Below are 21,498 nucleotides of genomic sequence, written 5' to 3'. Positions count from 1 at the left end.
GCTCGGTGCGCCGCGCCGGACTGAGCGGCACGGCCTCGGTGCCTCCATCGCATCTCATCCAACGCTCGCGCGCCTGCGGGGTGGGAGGCCCGGCCAGAACCCCTCACAGGTCGACCAGGGGGAACACCAGGCAGGCCCCGAAGGAACCAGCCCCGCGCACCGTGGCGAAACAAGAACACCCCGGATGGGCGTCGAACGTAGGCCTGGTCGCTCTCTCAGCGCTCATCGTGCGACCAGGCCTACGTTCGACGAGTCGGTTCTGGGCCGCGACGGCGACAAGCGGGCCGGTTTCCGGGAGGCTGGGACCCGCCCGGTGTTCGCCGCGCACCTGTGAGATCAAGATGGAGAGCTATGGCCCGCTTGCCGCAACGCCCCGGCGTCCTGCCGCGACCGTCAAGAGCGCGGAAGCCGCGTGCGGCGGACGACCTGGTAGCGCCCACGAGGTCGCAGCCGACTGCTCGCGCTCGTGCCGCGGGCGGGAGGGACCCGGTGGTCGGCCTCCCTGCGCACCCGTTCGGTTACGCCATGCTCGCGACCCTGGGTGTCGGCGCCGGGCTTGCGGTGCTGGGCGCCCTCTCGGCGGTCGCGACGGTCCTCGTGTACGTCGGGGTGGCGCTGTTCCTGGCGCTGGCCCTGGAGCCCGCGATCCGGTTCCTCACCTCGCGAGGGCTGCCCCGGTGGGCGGCCGCGACGGTGGCGATCGTCGGATTCGCGCTGGTGATCGCCCTCTTTGTCGTCGCGGTGCTGCCGCTGGCGGTCCAGCAGGTCGGGATCTTCATCGCGCAGCTCGTCGAGACGCTGCGCGGCCTGCCCGATCAGGCCTGGTACATCTGGACGTCCGAGAACCTGGTCGCCCTAGACCTGAACGGGTTGCTGTCGTCGCTGACGGAGCTGCTCACCGACCCCCGACAGCTCTCGGCGATCGCGGGCGGTGTGCTGCAGGTCGGTACCGGGCTGATCAACGGCGTGACGGCGGTCGTCATCGTCGCGGCCCTGACCATCTACTTCGCCGTCACGCTGCCGAGCATGATCTCCGCCGTCCTGCGGCTCGTGCCGCGGTCCCGGCGGCCGATGACCAGGTCGCTCCTGGACGAGGTGCTGGACTCCGTCGGCCGGTACGTCTCCGGGCAGCTGATCCTGGCGACCATCAACGCCACGTTCACCCTGCTGCTGACGACCTTCGCGGGCAGCCCGGCCCCGATCCTGCTCGCCGTCATCGCGTTCGTCGCGGCGCTGATCCCCGTCGTCGGTACGGTGATCGGCTCCGTGCTGGTGGTGCTCGCCACGCTGACGGTGAGCCCGGTCGCGGCGTTGGTCGTTGCCGTGCTCCTGCTCGTGTACATGCAGGTCGAGGCCTACGTCCTGTCGCCCCGGGTGATGAGCCGCGCCGTGGCGATGCCCGGTGTGCTCGTCATCGTCGCGGCCCTGGCCGGGGCGGCGCTCGGTGGTGTGCTCGGTGCCCTCGTCGCCGTCCCGGTCGCGGCGGCGGGCCTGCTCATCATCAACCGGGTGGTCCTCCCGCTCCAGGAAGCGCGCTGACCGGAGCCGCCGGACGCAGGCCTGGTCGCCCCGAGGGCGCTGAACGTAGGCCCGGTCGCCCGATCAGTGCCCGTGGAGCGACCTGGCCCACGCTCGACGTCGGGCGTCAGAGCTGGGAGGCGCCGCCGTCTATCGGGAACTCCGCGCCGGTGGTGTAGGTCGCCTCGAACGCCAGGAACGCGACGGCCTTGGCCACCTCGTCGGGTTCGCCCATCCGGAGCATCGGGCTGCCCGCCGTCAGCTCGTCCACCATTTGCTGCGCGGCCTCCGCGGGCATGGACCGGGCGAGGATGCCCGTGTCGATGGGGCCAGGGCTGATCGCGTTGACGCGGACGTTCCGCGGCAGCAGCTCACGCGCGAGACCACGGGTCATCGACCGCAGCGCCGCCTTGCTGGCCGCGTAGGCGCTGAGCGCGGGCATGCCCAGTACGTTCACCACCGAGGTGGTCAGGACCACGCTGCTCCCGCTGCTCAGGAGCGGGGCGAGCTTCTGCACGGTGAAGTACGGCCCCTTGGCGTTCACGGTGAGCAGCTCGTCGTACACGTCCTCGGTCATCGACTCGAAGGGCACGGTCCGGGTCACGCCCGCGTTGACGAAGAGCGCGTCGACCTGGCCGAGCTCGGTCTTCACCTGGTCGGCCAGGTCGTTCACGTCGGTCATCGACGCCGCGTCGCTGACCACCGTGAGCACACCGTTCCCGAGCCGCTCCCGGGCGGCGTCGAGGGTGGCTCGGGTACGCCCGGTGATCAGCACCTTTGCTCCGCCGTCCGCCAGGAGCCTTGCCGTCGCGAACCCGAGCCCGCTGCTGCCGCCCGTGATCACGACACTCTTGCCGTCGTACTTGCCCATCGTGGACTTCCTCTGTTCGATCTCGCACGTGTGTAGCTGCTCCGGATCCGGCGGCGCTACGCCGCCGGAGGAGCAACACCTCGAGTAAAGATCGGCCCGGGGCCGGGCGTCCAAGACCTGTTTTGCAGGTCGTCATGCGGCACGCGCATGACGACGGCGCATGACGACGGCGCGGGACGACGGCGCGGGACGACGGCGCGGGACGTCAGCGCGCGGCGGCGTCGGGGGCGGCCCGACGTCGGACGTGCGGCGTTGCGCGCGGCCCGACGTCGGAGGTGAGGCGACGTAGCCTTGAGCGGTGACCGAACTGTCTTCGCCCGTCTCCTCGGCAGCGTTCGGCCTGGACCTCGACCTCCGGCTGGTGCGGTACTTCGTGGTGGTGGCGGAGCACCTGAACTTCGGCCGGGCGGCGACCGCGCTGCGCCTTGCCCAGCCGTCGCTCAGCCGCCAGATCCAGCGCCTGGAGAGTCAGCTCGGCGTGCGCCTGTTCGACCGCACGCCGCAGGGCAGCAGCCTCACCGAGGCCGGCCGGGCCTTCCTGCCGCAGGCCGAGGCGCTGCTGCACTCGGCCTCCGGGGCGGTGCTCGCCGCGCGCGCGGCAGCGCCCCCGGGCGCGATCACCGTGGGGTACGTCGAGGACCTGGTCGTCACCCCGGCGGTCCGCAACCTCCGCCGCCGACACCCCGAGGCGCAGGTCCGCACGCGGCACCTGAGCTGGCAGGACGCCCACGCGCTCCCGGAACGCCGGGTCGACGCGCTGGTCACCCGGCTGCCCCTCCCGCTGGCGGCGGACCGGCTCGACGTGACGGTCCTCTACGAGGAGCCGTGGACGCTCGTCGCGCCGGCGTCCCACCGCCTGGCGGGCAAGGAGCGCGTCACCCTCGGCGACCTCGACCACGAGGAGCTCGTCTCCTGCACCAGCTCCGCGGCGATCTGGAGCATCGCGCACTCCGCCGGCGGGCCCCTCGACGGCCTCACCATGGAGTCCGGCCCCACCGTCGAGGACAGCCTTGAGGACAAGATCGAGCTTGTCGCCGCCGGCCACGGCCTGCTGATCCTGCCCGCCGGCGACCGCCGCAGCACGTTGCGCGCGGACCTCGCCAGCATCCCCGTCGACGGGATCGACCCGTGCCAGGTAGTGGTCGTGACCCGCGCCAACGACCGGAACGCGCTGGTCAGCGAGTTCCGCCGGTTCGCGGGCGCCATGGTGCCCGCCCAGCAGGGATCCGCGCGGGGGTCACGCCGTCAGGACGACGACGCGACCGCCTGGCGGCCGACCATCTCGGCGATCCACAGGGGCGCGAACGGCGGCGTGCAGCCCGGCGACGCGGGGTAGTCGGCGAGCACCTGCAGGTCCTCGCCGATGCCGATCGCCCGTGCGCGACGGTCCGGGTGGTTGATCCCGATGAACGCGAGGCAGGTGTTCATCGCCCACTGCTTGTTCTCGGGCGCGTCCTCCATCTCCCGCTCGATCGTGTCGAGCAGCGCGTCGACGTCGACGTCGTCGGGCGCCTTGACGACCTTGTCGCCCTGCAGCGTCCAGCCGGCCCGGCCGACCAGGTCGGCGTCGTCGTCGGCCCAGCGCTCCCGGAACTCGTCGCCGAACCGGCCCGGCTTCACGACGTTGACGACGAACCAGTCCAGCAGCTTGGGGGAGGTGATGTCGCGGACCATCGTGTCGATCTCGGCCGGCGTGAAGGACCGGGGACGGCAGACGAGCGTCGCCAGGAGGCGCGCGGCGGTGTCGCCGGTCGCCCACAGCTCGACGGCCAGCTCGTGCTGCTTCTTCAGGCGCTTCGCGACGGCGCGCAGCTGCGAGAGGTTGACGCCGTGGTCGTCGCCGTTGCGCTCGTTGACCGCGCGGAACTTCGGGTTCTCGAGTCCGGCGAGCTCCCGCATGACCTCGTCGAGCGGCATGGTGTCAGGCATGGTTGTTCCTCTCGGCCCGGCGTCCTACCGGTCGAGCGTAGCCGTCGCCTCGTTCGCCACGCTTCGCCGACGCCGCCCGGACGGGATCTCTGGGGCCCGGCCGGGGCGGCGCCGGAAGCCGTCACCCGCGAGGGTTGAGCCAGTCGAGCATCCGCTCGGGGTGATCGCTGGTGAAGCGCTCCACGACCTTCTTGTCCGACCGGGTGCTCATCAGATGGCGCCCATCTGCTGGAGGATGGTGAGCATGTCGAGCTGCGCGCGCTCCTCGACGATCTTGCCGTCGACCAGGCGGTAGAAGGCCATGCTCTCGGCGTGGATGGCCGCACCGGTGCCTTCGACCCCGGCGAAGGTTCCTTCGTGGGTGCCGGTCATGGTGTAGCGGATGGCCACCGTGTCGCCTTCGGCCCGCATGTCCTCCACGGTCCACTTGAGGTCGGGGAAGGCCGCCATGTTCGCGTTGACGATGCCGAGGTAGGTGTCCCGGCCCTGCTGTGTCGTGCCGGCGAAGTGCATGACGATGTCCTCGCTGACGAGCTCCTCGGCCAGCGCGGGGTCGCCGGTGGTCAGGAACTCGCTGGTGAAGCGCTCCATGATGCGCTTGTTCTCCTGCGCGGTCCGCAGGTCCCGGGCGTCGGACTTCTCGACGACGCGGGACGTCGTCTCCGAGGTGGTGCCGGCGTCGGCCGTGCCGGCCGCGCCTGCGACACCCGGCACCAGAGCCGAGAGGGTGAGCGTTGCCAGAGTTGTGAGCACGACTGCCGGCTTGGTGAATCGAGACATTGTCTTTCCTTTTGTTTCGGTGGATCTCACACCGCTGAGGGCGGTGCACCACTCACAGAACCAGCCGCGACAGGGCCGCGGGAGACCCGGGTGAGGGGTGGTACTGCAAGGGACTCCCAGCCAGTTGGGCGCGCTCGTAGTGTGGAAAACATGGCAGGCAGAAACGACGCTCACGACGCTGACCGCGATTTCCGTGGTGATTTCCGTGCGGAGATCCGGGAATTCCTGGGCACGCGACGGGCACGGGTCACTCCGGACCAGGTCGGCCTGCCCCTGTACGGCGGAGAGCGCCGACGGGTCACCGGGCTGCGGCGGGAGGAGGTCGCACTCCTGGCAGGGATCTCGAACGAGTACTACACCCGGCTCGAGCGCGGCAACGCCACCGGTGTCTCCGAGAGCGTCATCGAGGGCATCGCGAAGGTACTGCAGCTCGACGAGGCCGAGCGCGCCCACCTGCTCGACCTCCTGCGCGGCGCCGGTGCGACCCGTCCAGTGCGTCGCAGCCCGGCGCAGCAGCATGTCCGGCCCACCGTGCAGCGTGTTCTCGACTCCATGATCGGCACGCCCGCTTTCGTGCTCAGCGGGCGCCTGGACATCCTGGCCGCGAACCATCTCGGGCGCGCACTGTTCTCGCCGGTCTACGCCGATCCGGCGCGCCCGCCCAACAACGCCCGGTTCATCTTCCTCGACCCACACGCGACCGAGTTCTTCCGCGACTGGGACCATGTCGCAGGCGACACAGTCGCCATACTGCACGCCGAGCGCGGCCGCGATCCCTACGACCGGCGGCTCTCGGACCTGATCGGAGAGCTGTCCACCCGCAGCGGGGAGTTCCGCCGCCGCTGGGCCGCCCACAACGTCCGGATCCACACCACCGGCATCAAGCTCCTGCACCACCCAGTCGTCGGAGACCTCGACCTGCCGTTCGAGACCTTCCCGCTGGGAACGGACACGAGCCATAGCCTCCTCACCTACACCCCAGAGCCCGGATCGCCCTCGCAAGAGGCCCTGAGCCTGCTGGCCAGCTGGTCCGCGACCGGCAACGACGTCGAGCGGCACGCATCGCCCGACGACGCCGAGCCGGCCAGCTGATCAACGAACGGGCCAAACCCGAAACAGAAGACGGCCGGACCTCGGCGTGCTGAGGCACGACGGCGGGCTGCTCACCTAGCGATCGGTGCCCGGTGGTGGGGCTGGGGTGCGTAGTCGATCTCCGTACGTAGCGCGGCGACGGGGATCGGCGCCGTCGTTCGTGGTGCGCACGACGTCGCACAGATGAGTGCGTTCGGCGTCGTCGAGCCCCCTCCTGAACGGAGGGAGTCACTGGCAGTGACCCTATAAACAGGGTCTCCCTCCGCGCCTGAGAGCGACCTTGACTGGAGGCATCCGCACAACATCACCGGCCGGACGGGCCCGGTGAACAGACAGAGGAAAGCACATGGTTGACAACAGCAAGGTCTGGTTCATCACCGGCGCCGGCCGGGGCATGGGCATCGATATAGCCCACGCCGCTCTCGCCGCGGGGCACTCCGTGGTCGCCACGGGCCGCAGCGCCGAGCGTGTGCTCGCCGCGCTCGGCGAGCACGAGAACCTGCTCGCCGTCTCCCTCGACATCACCGACCCCGGCGCGGCGACCGCTGCCGCCGAGGCGGCCGTCGAGCGCTTCGGCCGCATCGACGTTCTCGTCAACAACGCCGGCAACTTCTATGCCGGCTACTTCGAGAACATCAGCCCCGAGCAGTTCCGCGCGCAGATGGAGACCAACTTCTTCGGTCCGCTGAACGTGACCCGCGCGATCCTGCCGGTCATGCGCGCCCAGCGGTCCGGCCAGGTCATCACGATCACCTCCTCCGCGGGCCTGATCGGCGGGGAGTTCACCGCCGCGTACGCCGCCTCCAAGTTCGCGCTCGAAGGGTGGATGGAGTCCCTGCGGTTCGACCTCGCGCCGTTCGGCATCTCGACGATGGCCGTGGAGCCCGGCTTCTTCCGCACCGAGCTGCTCGTGGAGGGTTCCTCGACCATCTGGCCCGAGCTGGACGTCGAGGACTACGCCGAGCGCACCGCCCAGACCATCGCGGCCTGGAAGGGCATGCACGGCCAGCAGGGCGGCGACCCCAAGAAGCTCGCCCAGGCCCTGGTCACCCTCTCCGACTCCGCGGAGCTGCCGCTGCGGTTCGTGGCCGGCGCGGACGCGACGGCCGGGGTCGAGCAGAACCTCGCCACCATCCAGGGGCAGCTCGACGCGAACCGCGAGCTGTCCGCCTCCCTGACCTACGACGCCTGATCCCCCTCGACAGAGAGCATTCTCATGACATCGACATCCCCTCTTGCCGGCACGGTCGCCCTCGTCACGGGTGCCAGCAGTGGCATCGGTGAGGCGACGGCTCGCCGTCTGGCCGAGGAGGGCGCGTCCGTCGCGCTCGTGGCTCGCCGGGCCGACCGGCTCGACACCCTCGCCGCGCAGATCGAGGAGGACGGCGGCACGGCCCTGGCCATCGAGGCCGACATCACCGACCGCACCCAGGCCGAGGCAGCCGTCCAGACCGTGGCCGACCGGTTCGGTCGCCTCGACGTGCTGGTCAACAACGCGGGCCTGATGCTCCTCGGCCCGGTCGTCGGCGCTGACGTCGAGGAGTGGGAGCGGATGCTCGCGATCAACGTGCGGGGCCTGCTGTACACGACCAACGCGGCCCTGCCCCACCTCCTGAAGGCCGCCGAGGACGACGTGCGGCGGGTGGCCGACGTCGTGAACATCAGCTCGATCGCAGGCCGGGTGGCCTGGGCGAACTACGGCGTCTACAACCTCACCAAGTTCGGCGTGAACGGCTTCACCGAGTCGCTGCGCCAGGAGGTCACCAAGAAGCACGTCCGGGTCGGCGTGCTGGAGCCCGGCGGCGTTGCCACCGAGCTCGGCTCGCACAACAGCGGCGCGATGCGCGACGACATCGACGCCTTCTACGAGAGCACCGAGACGCTCGCGCCGCAGGACATCGCCGACGGTATCGCCTACATGGTCACGCGCCCCCGGCACGCGTCCATCGCCGAGCTGTGGGTCATGCCCACCGACCAGGCCTGACGCATCCAAGCATCCCCGGGGTGCGCCGGGCCGCCCGGCGCACCCTGTTCCGCACGCACCTCATTCCGTACGCACCTCAAGGAGAGACATCATGGCCGCATGGACGACTGACCAGCTCGCGGCGATCACCGCGAACACCGACCTGTACCTGGCCCCGTTCCGCGAGGACGGAACCACTTACGGCACCCTGACCCAGACGTGGGCGCTGGTCGTCGACGGCAAGGTGTACGTCCGCGCCGCCAACGGGCAGGCCTCCCGCTGGTACCAGGCCGCCGTCGCGCAGAAGGCTGGAAAGGTCCGGGTCGCGGGCACCGATATCGAGGTGACGTTCGAGGCCGCCGGCACCGACGACGAGGCCGCGATCGACGCCGCCTACGAGGCGAAGTATCCCGGCAGCTCCGCCGTCCCGATCATGCAGGGGGCGGGCCCCAGGTCCGCATCCGTCCGCATCTGGCCTCGCTGAGAAACGCACCGCGTCTTCCTGCAGCTCTGCGCTCTCGCCGATCGACCGATGACGCGCCCGTGACGTCGCAGCCGGCCGGGCTCTGGCGGCGCCGTGACCTCAGGCGTCGTCGGGCTCCAGGACGCCGGCGGTCACCTCGTCCGCGACCACGAGGGCCAGCTCGCAGAACATCGAGTCCGCCCACGAGAACCAAGGTCGCGAGAACGCGGTCGGGTCCGAGGCGTCGAACGACTCGTGCATGCGGCCGGTGCCGCCGTCCGTCCGGGCGAGGAGGTCCAGGACGCTGACGCGGTCCTCGGGAGTGCCCGTGAGCGCCTCGATCGCGAGCGCGATCGGCCAGACCCGGCCGGGCTCCGTGTGCGGGCTGCCGATGCCGCTCGTCGCCGTGCCGGTGAAGTAGTACGGGTTGGTGGGGCTCAGCACGAACTCGCGCGTGGCCCGCCAGACGTCCTCGTCGAACACGTCGGGCGCGATGAGTGGGAGCGAGAGCAGCGACGGGGTGTTGGCGTCGTCCATGCGGAGCACGCCGCCGAGCCCGTCGACCTCGTAGGCGTAGATCCGGCGTCCGCCGGCGACCGCGTCGGCGACGGCGTCGGCTGCCGCGTCGGCTGCCGCGTCGGCTGCCGCGTCGACTGCATCGACCACGCCGAACTCCGCGACGCCCGCGACCAGCTCGCGGGAGAGCGCCCGCGCGTCGGCCGCCAGGGCCGCGTCGTCGAGCACCTCCTCCGCGATCTCGCCGATCGCGAGCAGCGCCTGCGCCGCGAAGAGGTTCGCGGGGATGTTGTAGCCGTAGGTGCACGCGTCGTCCGAGGGGCGGAACCCGCTCCACGTCATGCCCGTGCGGCCGACGGCGGTGCCGCGGCCGTCGCGCGCGAGCGTCTCTGTCTGGATGTCGGTGTCCCGCTGGAACCGGTAGGCGGACGTGTCGTGGTCCTGCTCGATCCGCAGCTGCCGCGTGATCTTCCGGAGCACCCGGTGCGCGCGCTTGTCGAAGACGTCGGTGCGGCCCGTCGCGCGCCACAGCGTGTGCGCGAGCGTGACGGGGTAGGCGAGGCTGTCGATCTCGTACTTCTGCTCCCAGACGTGCGGGTCGTCGCAGACATCGTCGGGTTCGTAGTGGGCGCCCGTCGGCCCGTCGTTGAAGGCGTTCGCGTACGGGTCGTGGTCCAGGCAGGCGAGCTGGCGGCGCACGATCGCGGCGACCAGGTCCGCGAGCGGCGGGCACGAGCCGAGGAACCGCAGGTAGGGCGTCAGCTGCGTCGTCGAGTCGCGCATCCACATGGCGGGGATGTCGCCGGTGATGACGAACGCCGTGCCGTCCTCGCCCATGGTGACGGTGTCGGTGAGGGTGCGCAGCAGCGCCGCCTCGACCATGTCGCCGACGCGCGCGCCGGACGTGGCGCGCACAAGGTCGGCGGCCTCTCGGAGCGTCGTGGTGATCTCGGGGTCCAGGCGCGTGTGCGTCATCGCTCCCATGGGGTGGTGCCCTTCTCATCGGTGACTCGAACCTGCAGGGCGTCGGCGGGCGGGTCCGGCTCCGGTGTGCACCAGACGCTGACCACGACGGGCGCGGCGACCGGCTCGCCGCTCGCCCACGACCCGAGCTCGTCGACGCCGAGCTCGAACGCCACCGTAGCGGTACCGCCCGCCGCGACCGTCGCCCTTCCCACCGCGAGCAGCTGACGCCGGCGCGGCCGGACCCCCGGTTCGTGGCGCCGGCCGTAGAGCGGCACGGAGAGGGAGACCGCGCCGGCGCTCGCGTTGGTGACCTCGACGGCCAGGCCGGCGACGCCGCCGTCGGCCAGCGCGGAAGTGGCGACGGCCAGCCGCGCGACGCCGCCTTCAGGTAGATCGGGAGCGGTGACAGTCAGGCGTGGGACGCCGCCGTCGGGTCGCTCGGGAGCGGCGACGGGCGGCGCCTCGCCGCGCAGGCTCAGGGTGACGCCGGGAAAGTGTGCGGTGCCGAACAGGAGCGCCTGCCGCACGTCGGTGTCGGCGTAGCCGCGCGCCGTCTCCATCCGCTCGTCGTGCGCGGCAGGCATGGTGCCGTCCGACGCAGGGAACGTCGCGGGGAGCCGCCCGGACGCCGTGCCGTCACAGAGGGCCGCGGCGATCGCCGCGCCGCCGGTCGGCCCGGGGAACGGGGCGACCAGCAGCGCGTCGACGAGCGAGCGGAGCTCGGTGAGCGCGCGCGGGCGACCGTCGATCACCACGCCGATCACGGGCGTACCCGCCTGCCGCGCGGCCCGCACCACCGCGAGCTGCGCCTCGGGGATCTCGATCGACGACAGGTCCACGCCCTCGCCGTTCGTCGTGTCGCGTGCGGGGCCGTCGATCGCGCCGTTGTCGGCGAACTCGTCGTCGTAGGCGCGGCGGCTGGACCCGCCGAGCACGGCGACGACGACGTCAGCGCCGGCGCTCGCGGTCTGCACCTCGTCTAGCGGGCTGGGCCCGGGTGCGCTGGGCCCGTGGAGGGCGCTGGGTTCGTGGAATGTGTTGGCTTCACGGAGCGTGCTGGGGTCGTCGAGCGGGCCGCGCAGCCGACTGCCCTCGGCGTACCGCACGCGTTCGTCACCGAATCGCGCGGCAAGCGCTGAGCGCACGGTCGAGGCGGCAGGGTCCGGGACAGGCCGCGGGGGCGTGTAGTCGCCCAGCTGGGCTTCGAGGTCGTCGGCATTCGGGCCGACGATCGCGATCGTCGCGCCGGCGCGCAGGGGCAGCAGCCCGCCGTCGTCCACGACGACCACCGACTGCCGGGCGGCCCGCTCTACGAGCGCCGGGAGGTCGTGCTTGACGGTGACGGCCTCTGCCGCGCCGCCCTCTGCCGCGCCGCCCTCTGCCGCGCCGCCCTCGGCCGCGCCCCCCTCGGCCGCGCCGCCAAACAGGCCGAGCCGCCGCTTGAGGGCCAGCACCCGGTCGACGGCGCGATCGAGCACGGCCTCCGCGACGAGCCCCCGCCCGATCGCCGCTTCGAGGTGCGTGAACGCCTCGTCCCAGAGACTGAGGTCGACGCCGGCCCGCAGGGCGAGCGCAGCGGCGGAGGCGGGATCGGGCGAGCTGTCGCGGAGCCGGTCGATGGCGGTGCCGTCGGCCATGACCACGCCGTCCCAGCCCCACTGCTCGCGGACAGTACCCGTGAGCAGCTCCTCGTTCGCGCTGCACGGCACGCCGTCGATGTCGTTGTACGCGGCCATGAAGCCCGCGACGCCCGCGCGGGCGGCGGCGTGGGCCGGGCGCAGGTGGATCTCCCCGAGCTCTCGGCGCCCGATCGGCGCCCCCGAGCCGTTGCGGCCGCCGATGCCCGCCCCCTGGGCGGCGAGGTGCTTGGCGACGACGGCGACGTGCCGCGTGTCGATCGGCTCGCCAGGAGACGTGGTGCCCTGCATGCCCCGCACCGTCGCGGCGACGAGCAGCGCGGCGAGCGCCGGGTCCTCCGAGAAGCACTCCTCGGCCCGGCCCCAGCGCGGGTCGCGCAGCACGTCGAGGCCGGAGACGAGCGCGACGTGGGTCCCGCGGGCGCGGGCCTCCGCGGCGACCGCAGCGCCCAGCTCCTCGGTGAGGGCCGCGTCCATGCCAGCGCCGAGCGCGAGGTTCACGGGCAGCGTCGTGCCGCCGAGCGCCATGAGCCCGTGCGGCGCCTCCTCCACGAACAGCACGGGGATCCCGTCGCCGTACGTCGTCACGTGGTCCTGGACGGCGGCGTAGGCCTCGGCGCTGCGCTCCGGCGGGATGCCGTCGACCCAGCGCACCGCGGACCACGGATCCGCGCGGAGCACGCCGTAGATCGCGCCGAGGCCGCCCCAGCGGTCGACCTCCCGGCGCAGCACGTCGGTGATCCGCGGAGCGCCGTCGACCCAGCGCACCGCCTCCCAGCCCTTGAGGCGCTGGTTGACCTGGCCGATGCGGGTCCGCAGCGGCAGCGAGGACGTTGCGACCGGTGTCGCGACAGTCATCCCTTGACCGCTCCCGAGAGCAGCGCGCGCTGCATCTGGCGCTGCAGGACGGTGTAGACGAGGTAGACGGGCAGCAGCGTGAACAGGGTGCCCGCCATGAGCACGCCGTAGTCGGTGCCTGCGTCGACCTTGAGGGTCGGCAGGGCGACCTGGATGGTGCGCTGCGCCGTGTCGGGGCCGATGAGGATCAGCGGGTACAGGTAGGCGTTCCAGAACGACAGAAAGTTCAGCAGCAGGACCGTCGCGATGCCGGGGATGCAGATCGGCAGGTAGACCTGGCGCAGCACCTGCAGCGAGGAGGCGCCGTCCATCGAAGCCGCCTCCTCGAGCTCACGCGGGATAGTGCGCATGAACGACGTGAGGATGACTATCGAGAGCGGCAGCGCCGTCGCCGGCAGGAGGAACACCACGAACGTGCGGGTGTGGAAGAGGCCGAGCGCCGCGGCGAGCAGGAACGTCGGGAAGAGCGCGGCGAACGACGGGATGAGGAAGCCGAGCGCGAAGACGCTCTCGACGATCTTCCCGGCCCGTCCGGTGGCCCGGGCGAGCGCGAACGACGCGGGCAGCGCGAGCAGCAGGGTCAGGACGAGGGCGGCGACGGTGGTGAGCGCGGAGTTCGCCACCGCGAGCCCGAGCTCCGCCTGCTGGATCGCGGTGGCGAAGTTCGAGAGGTCCCACGTGGCCGGCAGCGCGAGCGGCGACTCGAAGATCTGCTCGTTCGTCTTGAACGACGAGACGATGAAGTAGTAGAAGGGCACGAGGAGCAGGGCGGCGTAGATCCAGGCGAGCGTGCCGCTCGTGATCGAGCCGATGCGGTCGCGCAAGGGAAGGGCGGCGATGCGCTGGGCCATGGCGGTCTCCTTGGGCAGGTCGGGGATCAGTGGGTCGCGCGGAGCAGGCGGTGGATCGTCCCCATGCCCAGCAGCCCGATCACGAAGAGGATGACGCCGACGGCCTGGCTGTAGCCGAGGTCGGCCTCGACGAACGCCTTCTGGTAGATGAGGTAGGCGAGCGTCGTCGTCGAGGTGCCCGGGCCGCCCTGGGTGAGCAGGAGCACGCTCTGCGCCGAGTTGAAGAGCATCGACAGGAACTGCAGCATCGCTACGACGCCGATGAAGTCCCGGGCGATCGGCCAGTACATCCGCCAGGCGAGGCGCCAGTCGCCGGCGCCGTCGATCCGTGCGGCCTGCACGATCTCGACGTCGACGCCGTCCAGGCGCGAGGCGATCAGCACTGCCGAGTAGCCGATGCCGCTCCACAGCTCGACGGCGATGATCGCGCCGAGCGCCGTGCCGGGGTCGGCGAGCCACGCGGTGCCCTCGGACCCGAGCGGGCGCAGGACGCCGTTGACGAGGCCGTCCGGGTTGAGCATCGCGTAGAACACCATTGCCGTGGCCGGCGCCGAGATGAGCGCCGGGATGAACAGGAGGTACCGCAGCACACGGTGGCCGCGCGGCTTCTGCACCACGTAGAACGCGAGCAGGAACGCGAGCACGATCATGACCGGCAGCCCGACGACTATCTGGATCGCCGAGTTCGCCACGGCCGCCCAGAAGGTCTCGTCCGCGAAGACCCGGGCGAAGTTGCCGAGGCCCGTGGGCTCGGGGGTCTCGAGCATGCCCGGCCACGAGAGGAAGGCGATCACGAACATCGCCACCACGGGGCCGATCATGAACACCGCGTACCAGACGAGCGCGGGCAGGGCCAGGCCGGGGAAACGGTCGCGGAGCGACCCGCGGCGGGGCCCGGCGGGGCCGCCGGGCAGCGCGGGGCGGACGGCGGCGTCCGGGCCTGCTTCGACGAGCGCGGTCATGGGAGTCCTTTCCTGGCGCGGGCGGGTCAGGCCGCGTCGTAGGCCTTCTCGAACGAGTCGACGATCCGTTCGGCGGACGCCGAGCCGTAGGCCATGGCGGTCACCTTGACCATCGGTTCGAAGACGGAGTCGGGGATGAGCAGGTCGGGCAGCATGACGGGGGTGACGTCGTCGTCCGTGAGGCGGGAGCCCTGCGCGACCAGCGGGAAGTCCTTGCTGACCGTGTCGGTGACGCGGTTCATGTCCCGGCCGGAGCCGAGGATGAACTCGTCCGTCACCCGCTCGGTGTAGAGGTTCTGCACGAACGGCTTGATCAGGTCGAGCTTCTCGCGGCCGTTCTCGCTGATCCAGATGCCGTGTCCGTTGTAGCTCTTGATGACGCTGGGGTGGGCGAGCACGCCGCCGCTGGACGGCTTGGGCCACCCGCCGACCGTGACCTCCTTGGCTCGCTCGGCGGGCACGAGCGCGAGCGCGGAGGACATCGCGGGCACGATGGCGGCCTTTCGGGTGTTGAACTGCGTGAGCTCGGAGTCCGAGGTGTAGCCCTGCACGTTGTCGACGAAGACGCCGGCGTCGCGCAGCTCGACGAAGTGCTCGACGCCCGCGAGGGCGCCGGCGCTCTCGGAGAGCTTGCCGGTCGAGAAGACGGTCCGGGCCTCGTCCTCGGTGATGAAGCCCTGGATGATCTGCAGGAACATCTTCTGGCCGCTCCAGTCGGACCCGCCGACCGTGACGGGACCGATGCCCTTCGACCGCAGCGCGTCGGCGACGGCGATGAGCTCGTCCGACGTCGTGGGGATCTCGACGCCGGCCTCCTCGAGCAGGCCGGTGTTGAACGACACGGGCCAGTTCGTGCGCGTGAACGGGAACGCGCGCAGGCGGCCCTCGTCGTCGGTCCACTCCTTGATCGCCTGGGGGAGGATCTTGTCGCGCAGGTCCCACTCGTCGAGCAGGTCGGTTACGGGGATCGTCGCCCCGGCGCCCGTCCACGAGAGCGTGCGGCCCATCATGTTGACCACCGCGACGTCGGCGGCCTTGCCGGCCAGCGTGCTCGTCTCGAAGACGATGGGGAGGTCGGACCCGTTCTTGAGCAGGGCGACGGTGCGACCGGAGCGCCGCTGGTAGTCGGCGACGACGTCCGAGAACACCTGGGCCCCGGCGACGGCCCCGCTGAGCTGGGTGTGCACGGAGATCGATCGCGGCCCGCTGGACGCGGGGACGAGCGCGCCGCACCCGGCGAGAAAGGGCGTGATGAGCCCGCCGCTGAGCGCCGCGCCCAGCAACGTGCGCCTGCTGATGCCCTGTGTCACGGGACCTCCTGGAGCTGTCGATCTGGAACGTCGGTGTGTCGATCGATGCCGCGGAACGTGTCCGCGGAAGAGCTTGTAAAGCGGTACACAATGCGGCTGGCGGTGAATGTATACCGCTTTACTTTGGAGGGTCAACCCCCTAGTCTCGGGGCCGTGACTGAAACATCCCCGAAACGAGCAACGATCGCCGCCGTCGCTCGCCGTGCCGGCGTATCGCCGTCGGCGGTGTCTCACGTCTTCAACGGCCGGCCGAACGTCTCCGCGGCCACCGCCGAGCGCATCCGGCAGGCGGCCGACGAGCTGAACTGGCGCCCGAACTACGCGAGCCGCAAGGTCTCGGGCGGCGGCGGGCGCAGCCTCGGCCTGGTGATCGCCCGCGCGAGCGACACCTTCGGTCGCGACCCCTTCTTCATGCGCCTGATCGCCGGGCTCACCGAGCCGCTCGCCGACATCGGCTGGTCGCTCTCGCTCACCCTCGTGCAGGCCGACGAGGAGGAGCGGGTCTACCGCCAGTGGTGGGGCGAGCAGCGGGTCGACGCGTTCCTGCTCGTCGACGTGCGCACGGACGACCCGCGGCTCGCGCTCGTCGAGCAGCTCGGCGCCCCCGCGGTCCTGCTCGGCGCACCGATCGACGACGGCGTGCCCGCGGTCACCGTGCAGGACGACACGGCCTTCGCCACGGTGCTCGGGCATCTCGGCGAGCTCGGCCACGTCAGCGTCGCCCGCGTCGCCGACGCGCCGGGCCTCGCCCACACGCGAGCCCGCGACCAGCGCTTCTCGCGCGCCGCGGCGGAGCAGGGCATCAACGCCTCGTTCGTCGCATGGGACCCGACGGCGGACGACCCGGTCGCCGAGCTCCTCGGCCGGCTCGGCGCAGCGACCGCGATAGTCGTCGACAACGAGTCGATCGCCGCGGAGATCGTCGCGCACGCGCCGGAGGTCGGCGTCGAGGTGCCCGAGCAGCTCTCCGTCGTCGCCTGGGAGGACTCCTGGGTCTCGACGCTCGTGCGGCCGCGGCTCACGGCCCTCGACGCCCCGGTCGAGGAGAGCGCGCGCACCGCCGTCGCGCTGCTCGAACGCCTCGTCCGTGGCGAGGACGCCGGGTCGCGGACCGTCTCCGGTCGCCGCCTCGTCGTGCGCGACTCTACGGGGCCGGCCCCGGCACCGGCTCGATCGGCGTCGGCCCCGAAGGCCGCCCGGACCTCCCGGACACGCAGCTCCCAGACACACGAGGAAGAAGGCTCTTGACCACGAACGTGCCGCGCTTCGGCGTCAACTACACCCCGTCGACCGACTGGATGTTCCAGTGGATGGCGATCGACCCCGACGTCGTCCGAGCCGACTTCGAGGCGATCGCCGGGCTCGGCGTCGACCACGTCCGCGTCTTCCCGCTCTGGCCGGTCCTGCAGCCGAACCGCACGCTCATCCGGCGTCGGGCCCTCGACGACATCGCGCTGGTGACCGACATCGCCGCCGAGTTCGGGCTCGACGTCGCTGTCGACGTCATCCAGGGGCACATGTCTGGCTTCGACTTCGTGCCCGCCTGGCTCGTGAACTGGCACGCCGGGAACATGTTCACCGACCAGCCCGCCATCGACGCGCAGGCGGCGCTCGTCTCGGCGGTCTACGACGCCGTGCGCGACCGGCCGAACTTCCTGGGCCTGACCCTCGGCAACGAGCTCAACCAGTTCCAGCGGCCGAACCCGGCGGCGATGCCCGCCAAGCGCGACGAGGTGACGCACTGGCTGAGCTCGCTGCTCGACGCCCCGCGCGACCGCGACCCGCGCCACGTCGTCGTGCACAGCGAGAACGACCACCTCTGGTACCGCGACGAGCACCCGTTCGTGCCGGCCCACGCTTCGCGGCTCGGCGACCTGACCACCGTGCACTCCTGGATCTTCAACGGCACCGCGGCCACCTACGGCGCGCTGTCGCCGCAGTCCGTGCGGCACGCGGAATGGATGATCGAGCTGTCCAAGGCGTTCGCGGCGGACGACGGGCGGCCCGTCTGGCTGCAGGAGGTCGGGGCGCCCTCGATGAACCTCGCGGAGTCGGAGATGCCCGAGTTCTGCGCGCGGACCATCGAGGCGGCGCTCACCACTGACGACCTGTTCGCGATCACCTGGTGGTGCTCGCACGACGTGACGCGCGAGCTCGGCGACTACAAGGACCTGGAGTACTCGCTGGGCCTGCTCGACGTCGACAACCGGGTCAAGCCGCTGGGCCGGCGCTTCGCCGAGGTCGTCGCGGAGGCGCGCCGCGCAGGCGGGAGCGCGGGCGGCTCGGGCGTGGCCGGTTCGGGCGTGGCTGGCGCTGCGAGCGCGTCGGGGGCTTCGGGCCGTGCGAACACCCCGGCGACGGCAAGGCGGTCCGTCGCGGTGGTTGTCGACGTCGACGCCGACGACGTGCCCCTGTCCCGTGCCGCCCTCGGGCCAGGCGGGGCGATCTTCGAGCGCTGGCACGCGCTGCGCGAGGACGGCGTCCCGGTGGCCGTCGTGACGAGCGCGACGGCCGCGAACTCGGTAGCGCTCGAAGCGCGCGGCATCCACGATCTGGTCCGCATCGACCCGCGCTGAGGGCCGCCCTCTCCCGCCAACACCGGTGCCGAACCGCAAGGCACGAGTCCACCGCTTGCCGGATTGACCATCAACCTTCGGCTCGGCGGCGCCGACCAACCGTAGGTTGCGGTTCGGCGGACGGCGCCGGGTCGTGTTCAGCGAAGAAGCTCGCCACCGGGCGGTGATGATGCGCCTCACCCCCGGCGGGCCGCCGCACACGGCGGAGTTCCCGGGGCACCGAGCGCTTCGCGCCCCGCGTTAATAATGCGCATCATCACGTTGACCGTGCATTCGGCTCCCCGCCAGACTCCAGGTCTTCATCGGCGACCTGACGAGCTGTTCGAGGAGGAACCGTGCCGCGTCACCGCATCACCCAGACCGACGTCGCCGCCATGGCCGGCGTCAGCCAGGCCACCGTCTCCTTCGTGCTCAACGGCAGCACACCGAGCGGCGTGCGGATCAGCGAGGAGACCCGCCAGCGCGTCCTGGACGCGATCCGCATCACCGGGTACGCGGCCAACCCGGCGGCACAGCGGCTCGCGGGCGGCCTCACGCAGATCCTCGGCGTGTTCACCTACGAGGCGACGTTCCCGCGGGTCAGCCAGGACTTCTACGGCCCGTTCCTGGTCGGGATCGAGCACGCGGCGGAGCGGCTCGGCGTCGACATCCTGCTCTTCACGAGCGCTCGCGTGGTGGACGGGCGCCGCCGGCTCACCCGGGACGGCTGGCAGCGGCTCGGCGTCGCCGACGGCTGCCTGCTGCTCGGGCAGCACGAGGACCGCGGCGAGCTGCAGCACCTCCTGGACACCAACTACCCGTTCGTGTTCATCGGCAAGCGCGGCAGCGACGGGAACCGGCTCCCGTACGTCGGCGCCGACTACGTCGGGGCCACGATGCGGCAGGTCGACCGCCTCGCCGCGCTCGGGCATCGGCGGATCGGGTACATGGGCATGCGCGGCACCGACCAGCCGACCCTCGACCGCGTCGAGGGCTACCGCGCGGCGATGAGGGCCCGGGGCCTGACCGCGCGGTTCGTCGAGCTCGACGACCTGGCCGACGCCGCCGCCGAGATCCTCGCCCAGCGGCTCACCGCCGTCGTCGTCGCGCCCGAGAACTATCCCGAGGAGCTGGCCGACGAGCTCGAGCTGCGCGGCGCGCGGGTCCCGGACGACGTGTCGGTCCTGCTGCTCGGCCAGCCGCACCACCCCCGGCGGGGTGGGCGGCGCTGGTCCGGCTTCTGCGTGCCGCGCGAGGAGATGGGCGTACGCGCCCTGCACCTCCTCTCGCGCCTCGTCGCCGCCGACGGCGGGCGGAGCGACCGCGAGGGACGCCGCACGCCGGGAGTGCCGGACGCCGAGCTGCACCAGATCCTCGCGTGCCCGGACGTCGAGGGCGCCACCCTCGCACGGCCGCAGGCCGACACCCTGGCGGCGCCGCGTGCCGAGACTCTCGCGCAGCCCCACGCCGACACCAGCCGCACGGACCGCAGGGACCGCACGGACCGCACGGACCGCACGGACCGCACCGATCGCACCGACCGCACCAGCCGCACCGACCGCACCACCGAAGACAGGACGGAATCCGCGTGACCCATCAGGACCTGCAGACCGACGTGCTCGTCGTCGGCGCCGGGCTCGGCGGCATCGCCGCGGCGCTCGCCGCCGTCGAGCGTGGCGCCCGCGTCGTGCTCACCGAGGAGTACCCCTGGATCGGGGGACAGCTCACGTCCCAGGCGGTGCCGCCGGACGAGCACCCCTGGGTGGAGCGCTTCGGCGTGACCGCCCGCTACCGGGCGCTGCGAGAGGGCATCCGGGACGTCTACCGCAGGCGGTACCCGCTCACGGACGCCGCGCGGTCGTGGGACGCGCTGAACCCGGGCGCCGGCTGGGTCTCCAAGCTGTGCCACGAGCCGCGGGTCGCAGTGGGCGTGCTGGAGGAGATGCTCGCGCCGTGGCGTTCCACCGGCCGCCTGCGCCTGATCGAGCGCGTCCGCCCCGTGAGCGCCACCACCGACGGCGACCGCGTCACCTCGGTCACGCTGTCCTCCACGCTGACTTCCCCAGGCGGCGGGCCCGACGTGACCGTGGCGGCGTCGTACGTGATCGACGGGACCGAGACGGGGGAGCTGCTGCCCCTGACCGGCACCGAGTACGTCACCGGGTTCGAGTCGCAGGCCGAGACGGGCGAGCCCAGCGCGCCCGCCGAGGCGCAGCCCGGCAACGTCCAGGCGCTGAGCGTCTGCTTCGTCGTGGAGCACGCCGACGGCGACCACACGATCGACCGGCCGGAGCGGTACGACTTCTGGAGCACGTACACCCCGGACGCGTGGAACGGCGAGCGGATGCTCTCCTGGCGCGCCCCGAACCCGCGGACCCTCGCGATGGAGCAGCGTTCGTTCACCCCGAACCCGGGCGACGACGCCCGCGCCGTCGACGCCGACCAGTCGAAGAACGCCGGGGACGGCAACCTGTGGACGTTCCGTCGCATCGCCGCGCGCGACCTGTTCACCCCGGGGCACTACGGCAGCGACCTGTGCCTGGTGAACTGGCCGAGCATCGACTACTTCCTGGCGCCGGTGCTCGACGTGCCACGGGAGGTCGAGCAGGCCCGCATCGCCGACGCCCGGCAGCTCAGCCTCTCGATGCTCTACTGGATGCAGACCGAGGCCCCGCGGCCCGACGGCGGGACCGGGTTCCCCGGCCTGCGGCTGCGGCCCGACGTCGTCGGGCACGCCGACGGGCTCGCCCAGGCGCCGTACCACCGGGAGTCGCGGCGCATCCGGGCCGTCACCACGGTCACCGAGAACGACGTCTCCCACGCGGTGCGCGGCGACCGGGGCGCCACCCGGTACGCGGACTCGGTGGGCGTCGGCATGTACCGCATCGACCTGCACCCCTCGACCGGCGGCGACACCTACATCGACGTGGCCTCGACGCCGTTCGAGATCCCGCTCGGCGCGCTGCTGCCGCGGCGCACGACGAACCTGCTGGCCGCAGGCAAGAACATCGGCACGACGCACATCACCAACGGCTGCTACCGCCTGCACCCCGTCGAGTGGAACGTCGGCGAGGCCGCCGGCCACCTGGCCGCCCACTGCCTGGCCACCGGGCGCGTGCCGCACGAGGTCCGGAGCAAGCCCGACCTGCTCGCCGACTACCAGGCCGAGCTCGTCGCCACCGGCGTCGAGCTGCGCTGGCCGGACGGCGTCCACCCCTACTGACAAC

General features: G+C 71.8%; 18 protein-coding genes. 10 read left to right on the top strand and 8 right to left on the bottom strand.

The window, feature by feature from the left end; translation table 11 throughout:
- Positions 1-525: 525 nt before the first annotated feature.
- A complete protein-coding gene (locus C8K30_RS02585) occupies positions 526-1,539 on the top strand; it encodes an AI-2E family transporter (protein ID WP_158280914.1) in 1,014 nt (337 codons plus the stop codon).
- 106 nt (positions 1,540-1,645) lie between these two features.
- Here C8K30_RS02585 and C8K30_RS02580 read toward each other — a convergent pair whose 3' ends face one another.
- The gene (locus C8K30_RS02580) at positions 1,646-2,389 is read right to left on the bottom strand and encodes an SDR family oxidoreductase (protein WP_108491298.1); all 744 of its coding nucleotides are present in this window, start codon (positions 2,387-2,389) and stop codon (positions 1,646-1,648) included.
- A gap of 298 nt (positions 2,390-2,687) precedes the next feature.
- On the opposite strand from C8K30_RS02580, the gene C8K30_RS02575 reads away from it, so the two are divergent.
- A complete protein-coding gene (locus C8K30_RS02575; RefSeq protein WP_199230303.1) occupies positions 2,688-3,725 on the top strand; it encodes a LysR family transcriptional regulator in 1,038 nt (345 codons plus the stop codon).
- On the opposite strand, the gene C8K30_RS02570 is transcribed toward C8K30_RS02575, so the two are convergent.
- Both C8K30_RS02570 and C8K30_RS02565 read right to left on the bottom strand, forming a co-directional pair.
- Positions 3,635-4,318, bottom strand: coding sequence for a DNA alkylation repair protein (locus tag C8K30_RS02570; protein ID WP_199230302.1), 684 nt, complete (start codon positions 4,316-4,318; stop codon positions 3,635-3,637). The genes C8K30_RS02575 and C8K30_RS02570 overlap by 91 nt on opposite strands.
- A 210-nt stretch (positions 4,319-4,528) precedes the next feature.
- Positions 4,529-5,098, bottom strand: a complete 570-nt coding sequence (locus tag C8K30_RS02565) for an ester cyclase (RefSeq protein ID WP_108491297.1) — start codon at positions 5,096-5,098, stop codon at positions 4,529-4,531.
- Positions 5,099-5,248: 150 nt separating this feature from the next.
- Between C8K30_RS02565 and C8K30_RS02560 the strand changes: the two genes are divergently transcribed.
- The 4 genes from C8K30_RS02560 to C8K30_RS02545 all read left to right on the top strand — a co-directional run bounded on the left by C8K30_RS02560 (position 5,249) and on the right by C8K30_RS02545 (position 8,637).
- On the top strand, positions 5,249-6,190 hold the full coding sequence (locus tag C8K30_RS02560; protein WP_108491296.1) for a helix-turn-helix transcriptional regulator: 942 nt from the start codon (positions 5,249-5,251) through the stop codon (positions 6,188-6,190).
- 346 nt (positions 6,191-6,536) lie between these two features.
- On the top strand, positions 6,537-7,382 hold the full coding sequence (locus C8K30_RS02555; RefSeq protein ID WP_108491295.1) for an SDR family oxidoreductase: 846 nt from the start codon (positions 6,537-6,539) through the stop codon (positions 7,380-7,382).
- 24 nt (positions 7,383-7,406) lie between these two features.
- A complete protein-coding gene (locus C8K30_RS02550) occupies positions 7,407-8,174 on the top strand; it encodes an SDR family NAD(P)-dependent oxidoreductase (RefSeq protein ID WP_108491294.1) in 768 nt (255 codons plus the stop codon).
- 91 nt (positions 8,175-8,265) lie between these two features.
- Entirely contained in the window at positions 8,266-8,637 is a 372-nt protein-coding gene (locus C8K30_RS02545) for a DUF2255 family protein (RefSeq protein ID WP_108491293.1), read from the top strand.
- A gap of 99 nt (positions 8,638-8,736) precedes the next feature.
- Here C8K30_RS02545 and C8K30_RS02540 read toward each other — a convergent pair whose 3' ends face one another.
- Genes C8K30_RS02540 through C8K30_RS02520 form a run of 5 tightly spaced genes read right to left on the bottom strand, consistent with a single transcriptional unit; the run spans position 8,737 to position 15,716 of the window.
- Positions 8,737-10,116, bottom strand: coding sequence for a glycoside hydrolase family 125 protein (locus C8K30_RS02540; RefSeq protein WP_233256934.1), 1,380 nt, complete (start codon positions 10,114-10,116; stop codon positions 8,737-8,739).
- Positions 10,104-12,593 (bottom strand): glycoside hydrolase family 3 N-terminal domain-containing protein, encoded by a 2,490-nt coding sequence (locus C8K30_RS02535; RefSeq protein WP_108491291.1) that lies wholly within the window; start codon positions 12,591-12,593, stop codon positions 10,104-10,106. The genes C8K30_RS02540 and C8K30_RS02535 overlap by 13 nt, the downstream gene beginning before the upstream one ends.
- A complete protein-coding gene (locus C8K30_RS02530) occupies positions 12,590-13,444 on the bottom strand; it encodes a carbohydrate ABC transporter permease (protein ID WP_108491290.1) in 855 nt (284 codons plus the stop codon). The genes C8K30_RS02535 and C8K30_RS02530 overlap by 4 nt, the downstream gene beginning before the upstream one ends.
- A 26-nt stretch (positions 13,445-13,470) precedes the next feature.
- The gene (locus tag C8K30_RS02525; RefSeq protein ID WP_108491289.1) at positions 13,471-14,406 is read right to left on the bottom strand and encodes a carbohydrate ABC transporter permease; all 936 of its coding nucleotides are present in this window, start codon (positions 14,404-14,406) and stop codon (positions 13,471-13,473) included.
- A gap of 26 nt (positions 14,407-14,432) precedes the next feature.
- Positions 14,433-15,716, bottom strand: a complete 1,284-nt coding sequence (locus tag C8K30_RS02520) for an ABC transporter substrate-binding protein (protein WP_108491288.1) — start codon at positions 15,714-15,716, stop codon at positions 14,433-14,435.
- Positions 15,717-15,869: 153 nt separating this feature from the next.
- On the opposite strand from C8K30_RS02520, the gene C8K30_RS02515 reads away from it, so the two are divergent.
- From C8K30_RS02515 to C8K30_RS02500, 4 genes are all read left to right on the top strand, one after another.
- Entirely contained in the window at positions 15,870-16,964 is a 1,095-nt protein-coding gene (locus C8K30_RS02515) for a LacI family DNA-binding transcriptional regulator (protein WP_108491287.1), read from the top strand.
- Positions 16,961-18,292 (top strand): cellulase family glycosylhydrolase, encoded by a 1,332-nt coding sequence (locus C8K30_RS02510; protein ID WP_108491286.1) that lies wholly within the window; start codon positions 16,961-16,963, stop codon positions 18,290-18,292. Before C8K30_RS02515 ends, C8K30_RS02510 begins: the two co-directional genes overlap by 4 nt.
- 335 nt (positions 18,293-18,627) lie before the next feature.
- A complete protein-coding gene (locus C8K30_RS02505; RefSeq protein ID WP_108491285.1) occupies positions 18,628-19,863 on the top strand; it encodes a LacI family DNA-binding transcriptional regulator in 1,236 nt (411 codons plus the stop codon).
- Entirely contained in the window at positions 19,860-21,494 is a 1,635-nt protein-coding gene (locus tag C8K30_RS02500) for an FAD-dependent oxidoreductase (RefSeq protein WP_199230300.1), read from the top strand. Before C8K30_RS02505 ends, C8K30_RS02500 begins: the two co-directional genes overlap by 4 nt.
- Positions 21,495-21,498 lie beyond the last annotated feature (4 nt).

It is taken from the genome of Promicromonospora sp. AC04 (genome assembly GCF_003058225.1).
In the GTDB taxonomy this organism is placed as follows: domain Bacteria; phylum Actinomycetota; class Actinomycetes; order Actinomycetales; family Cellulomonadaceae; genus Promicromonospora.
This window is presented reverse-complemented; position numbering and strand designations above follow the sequence as displayed.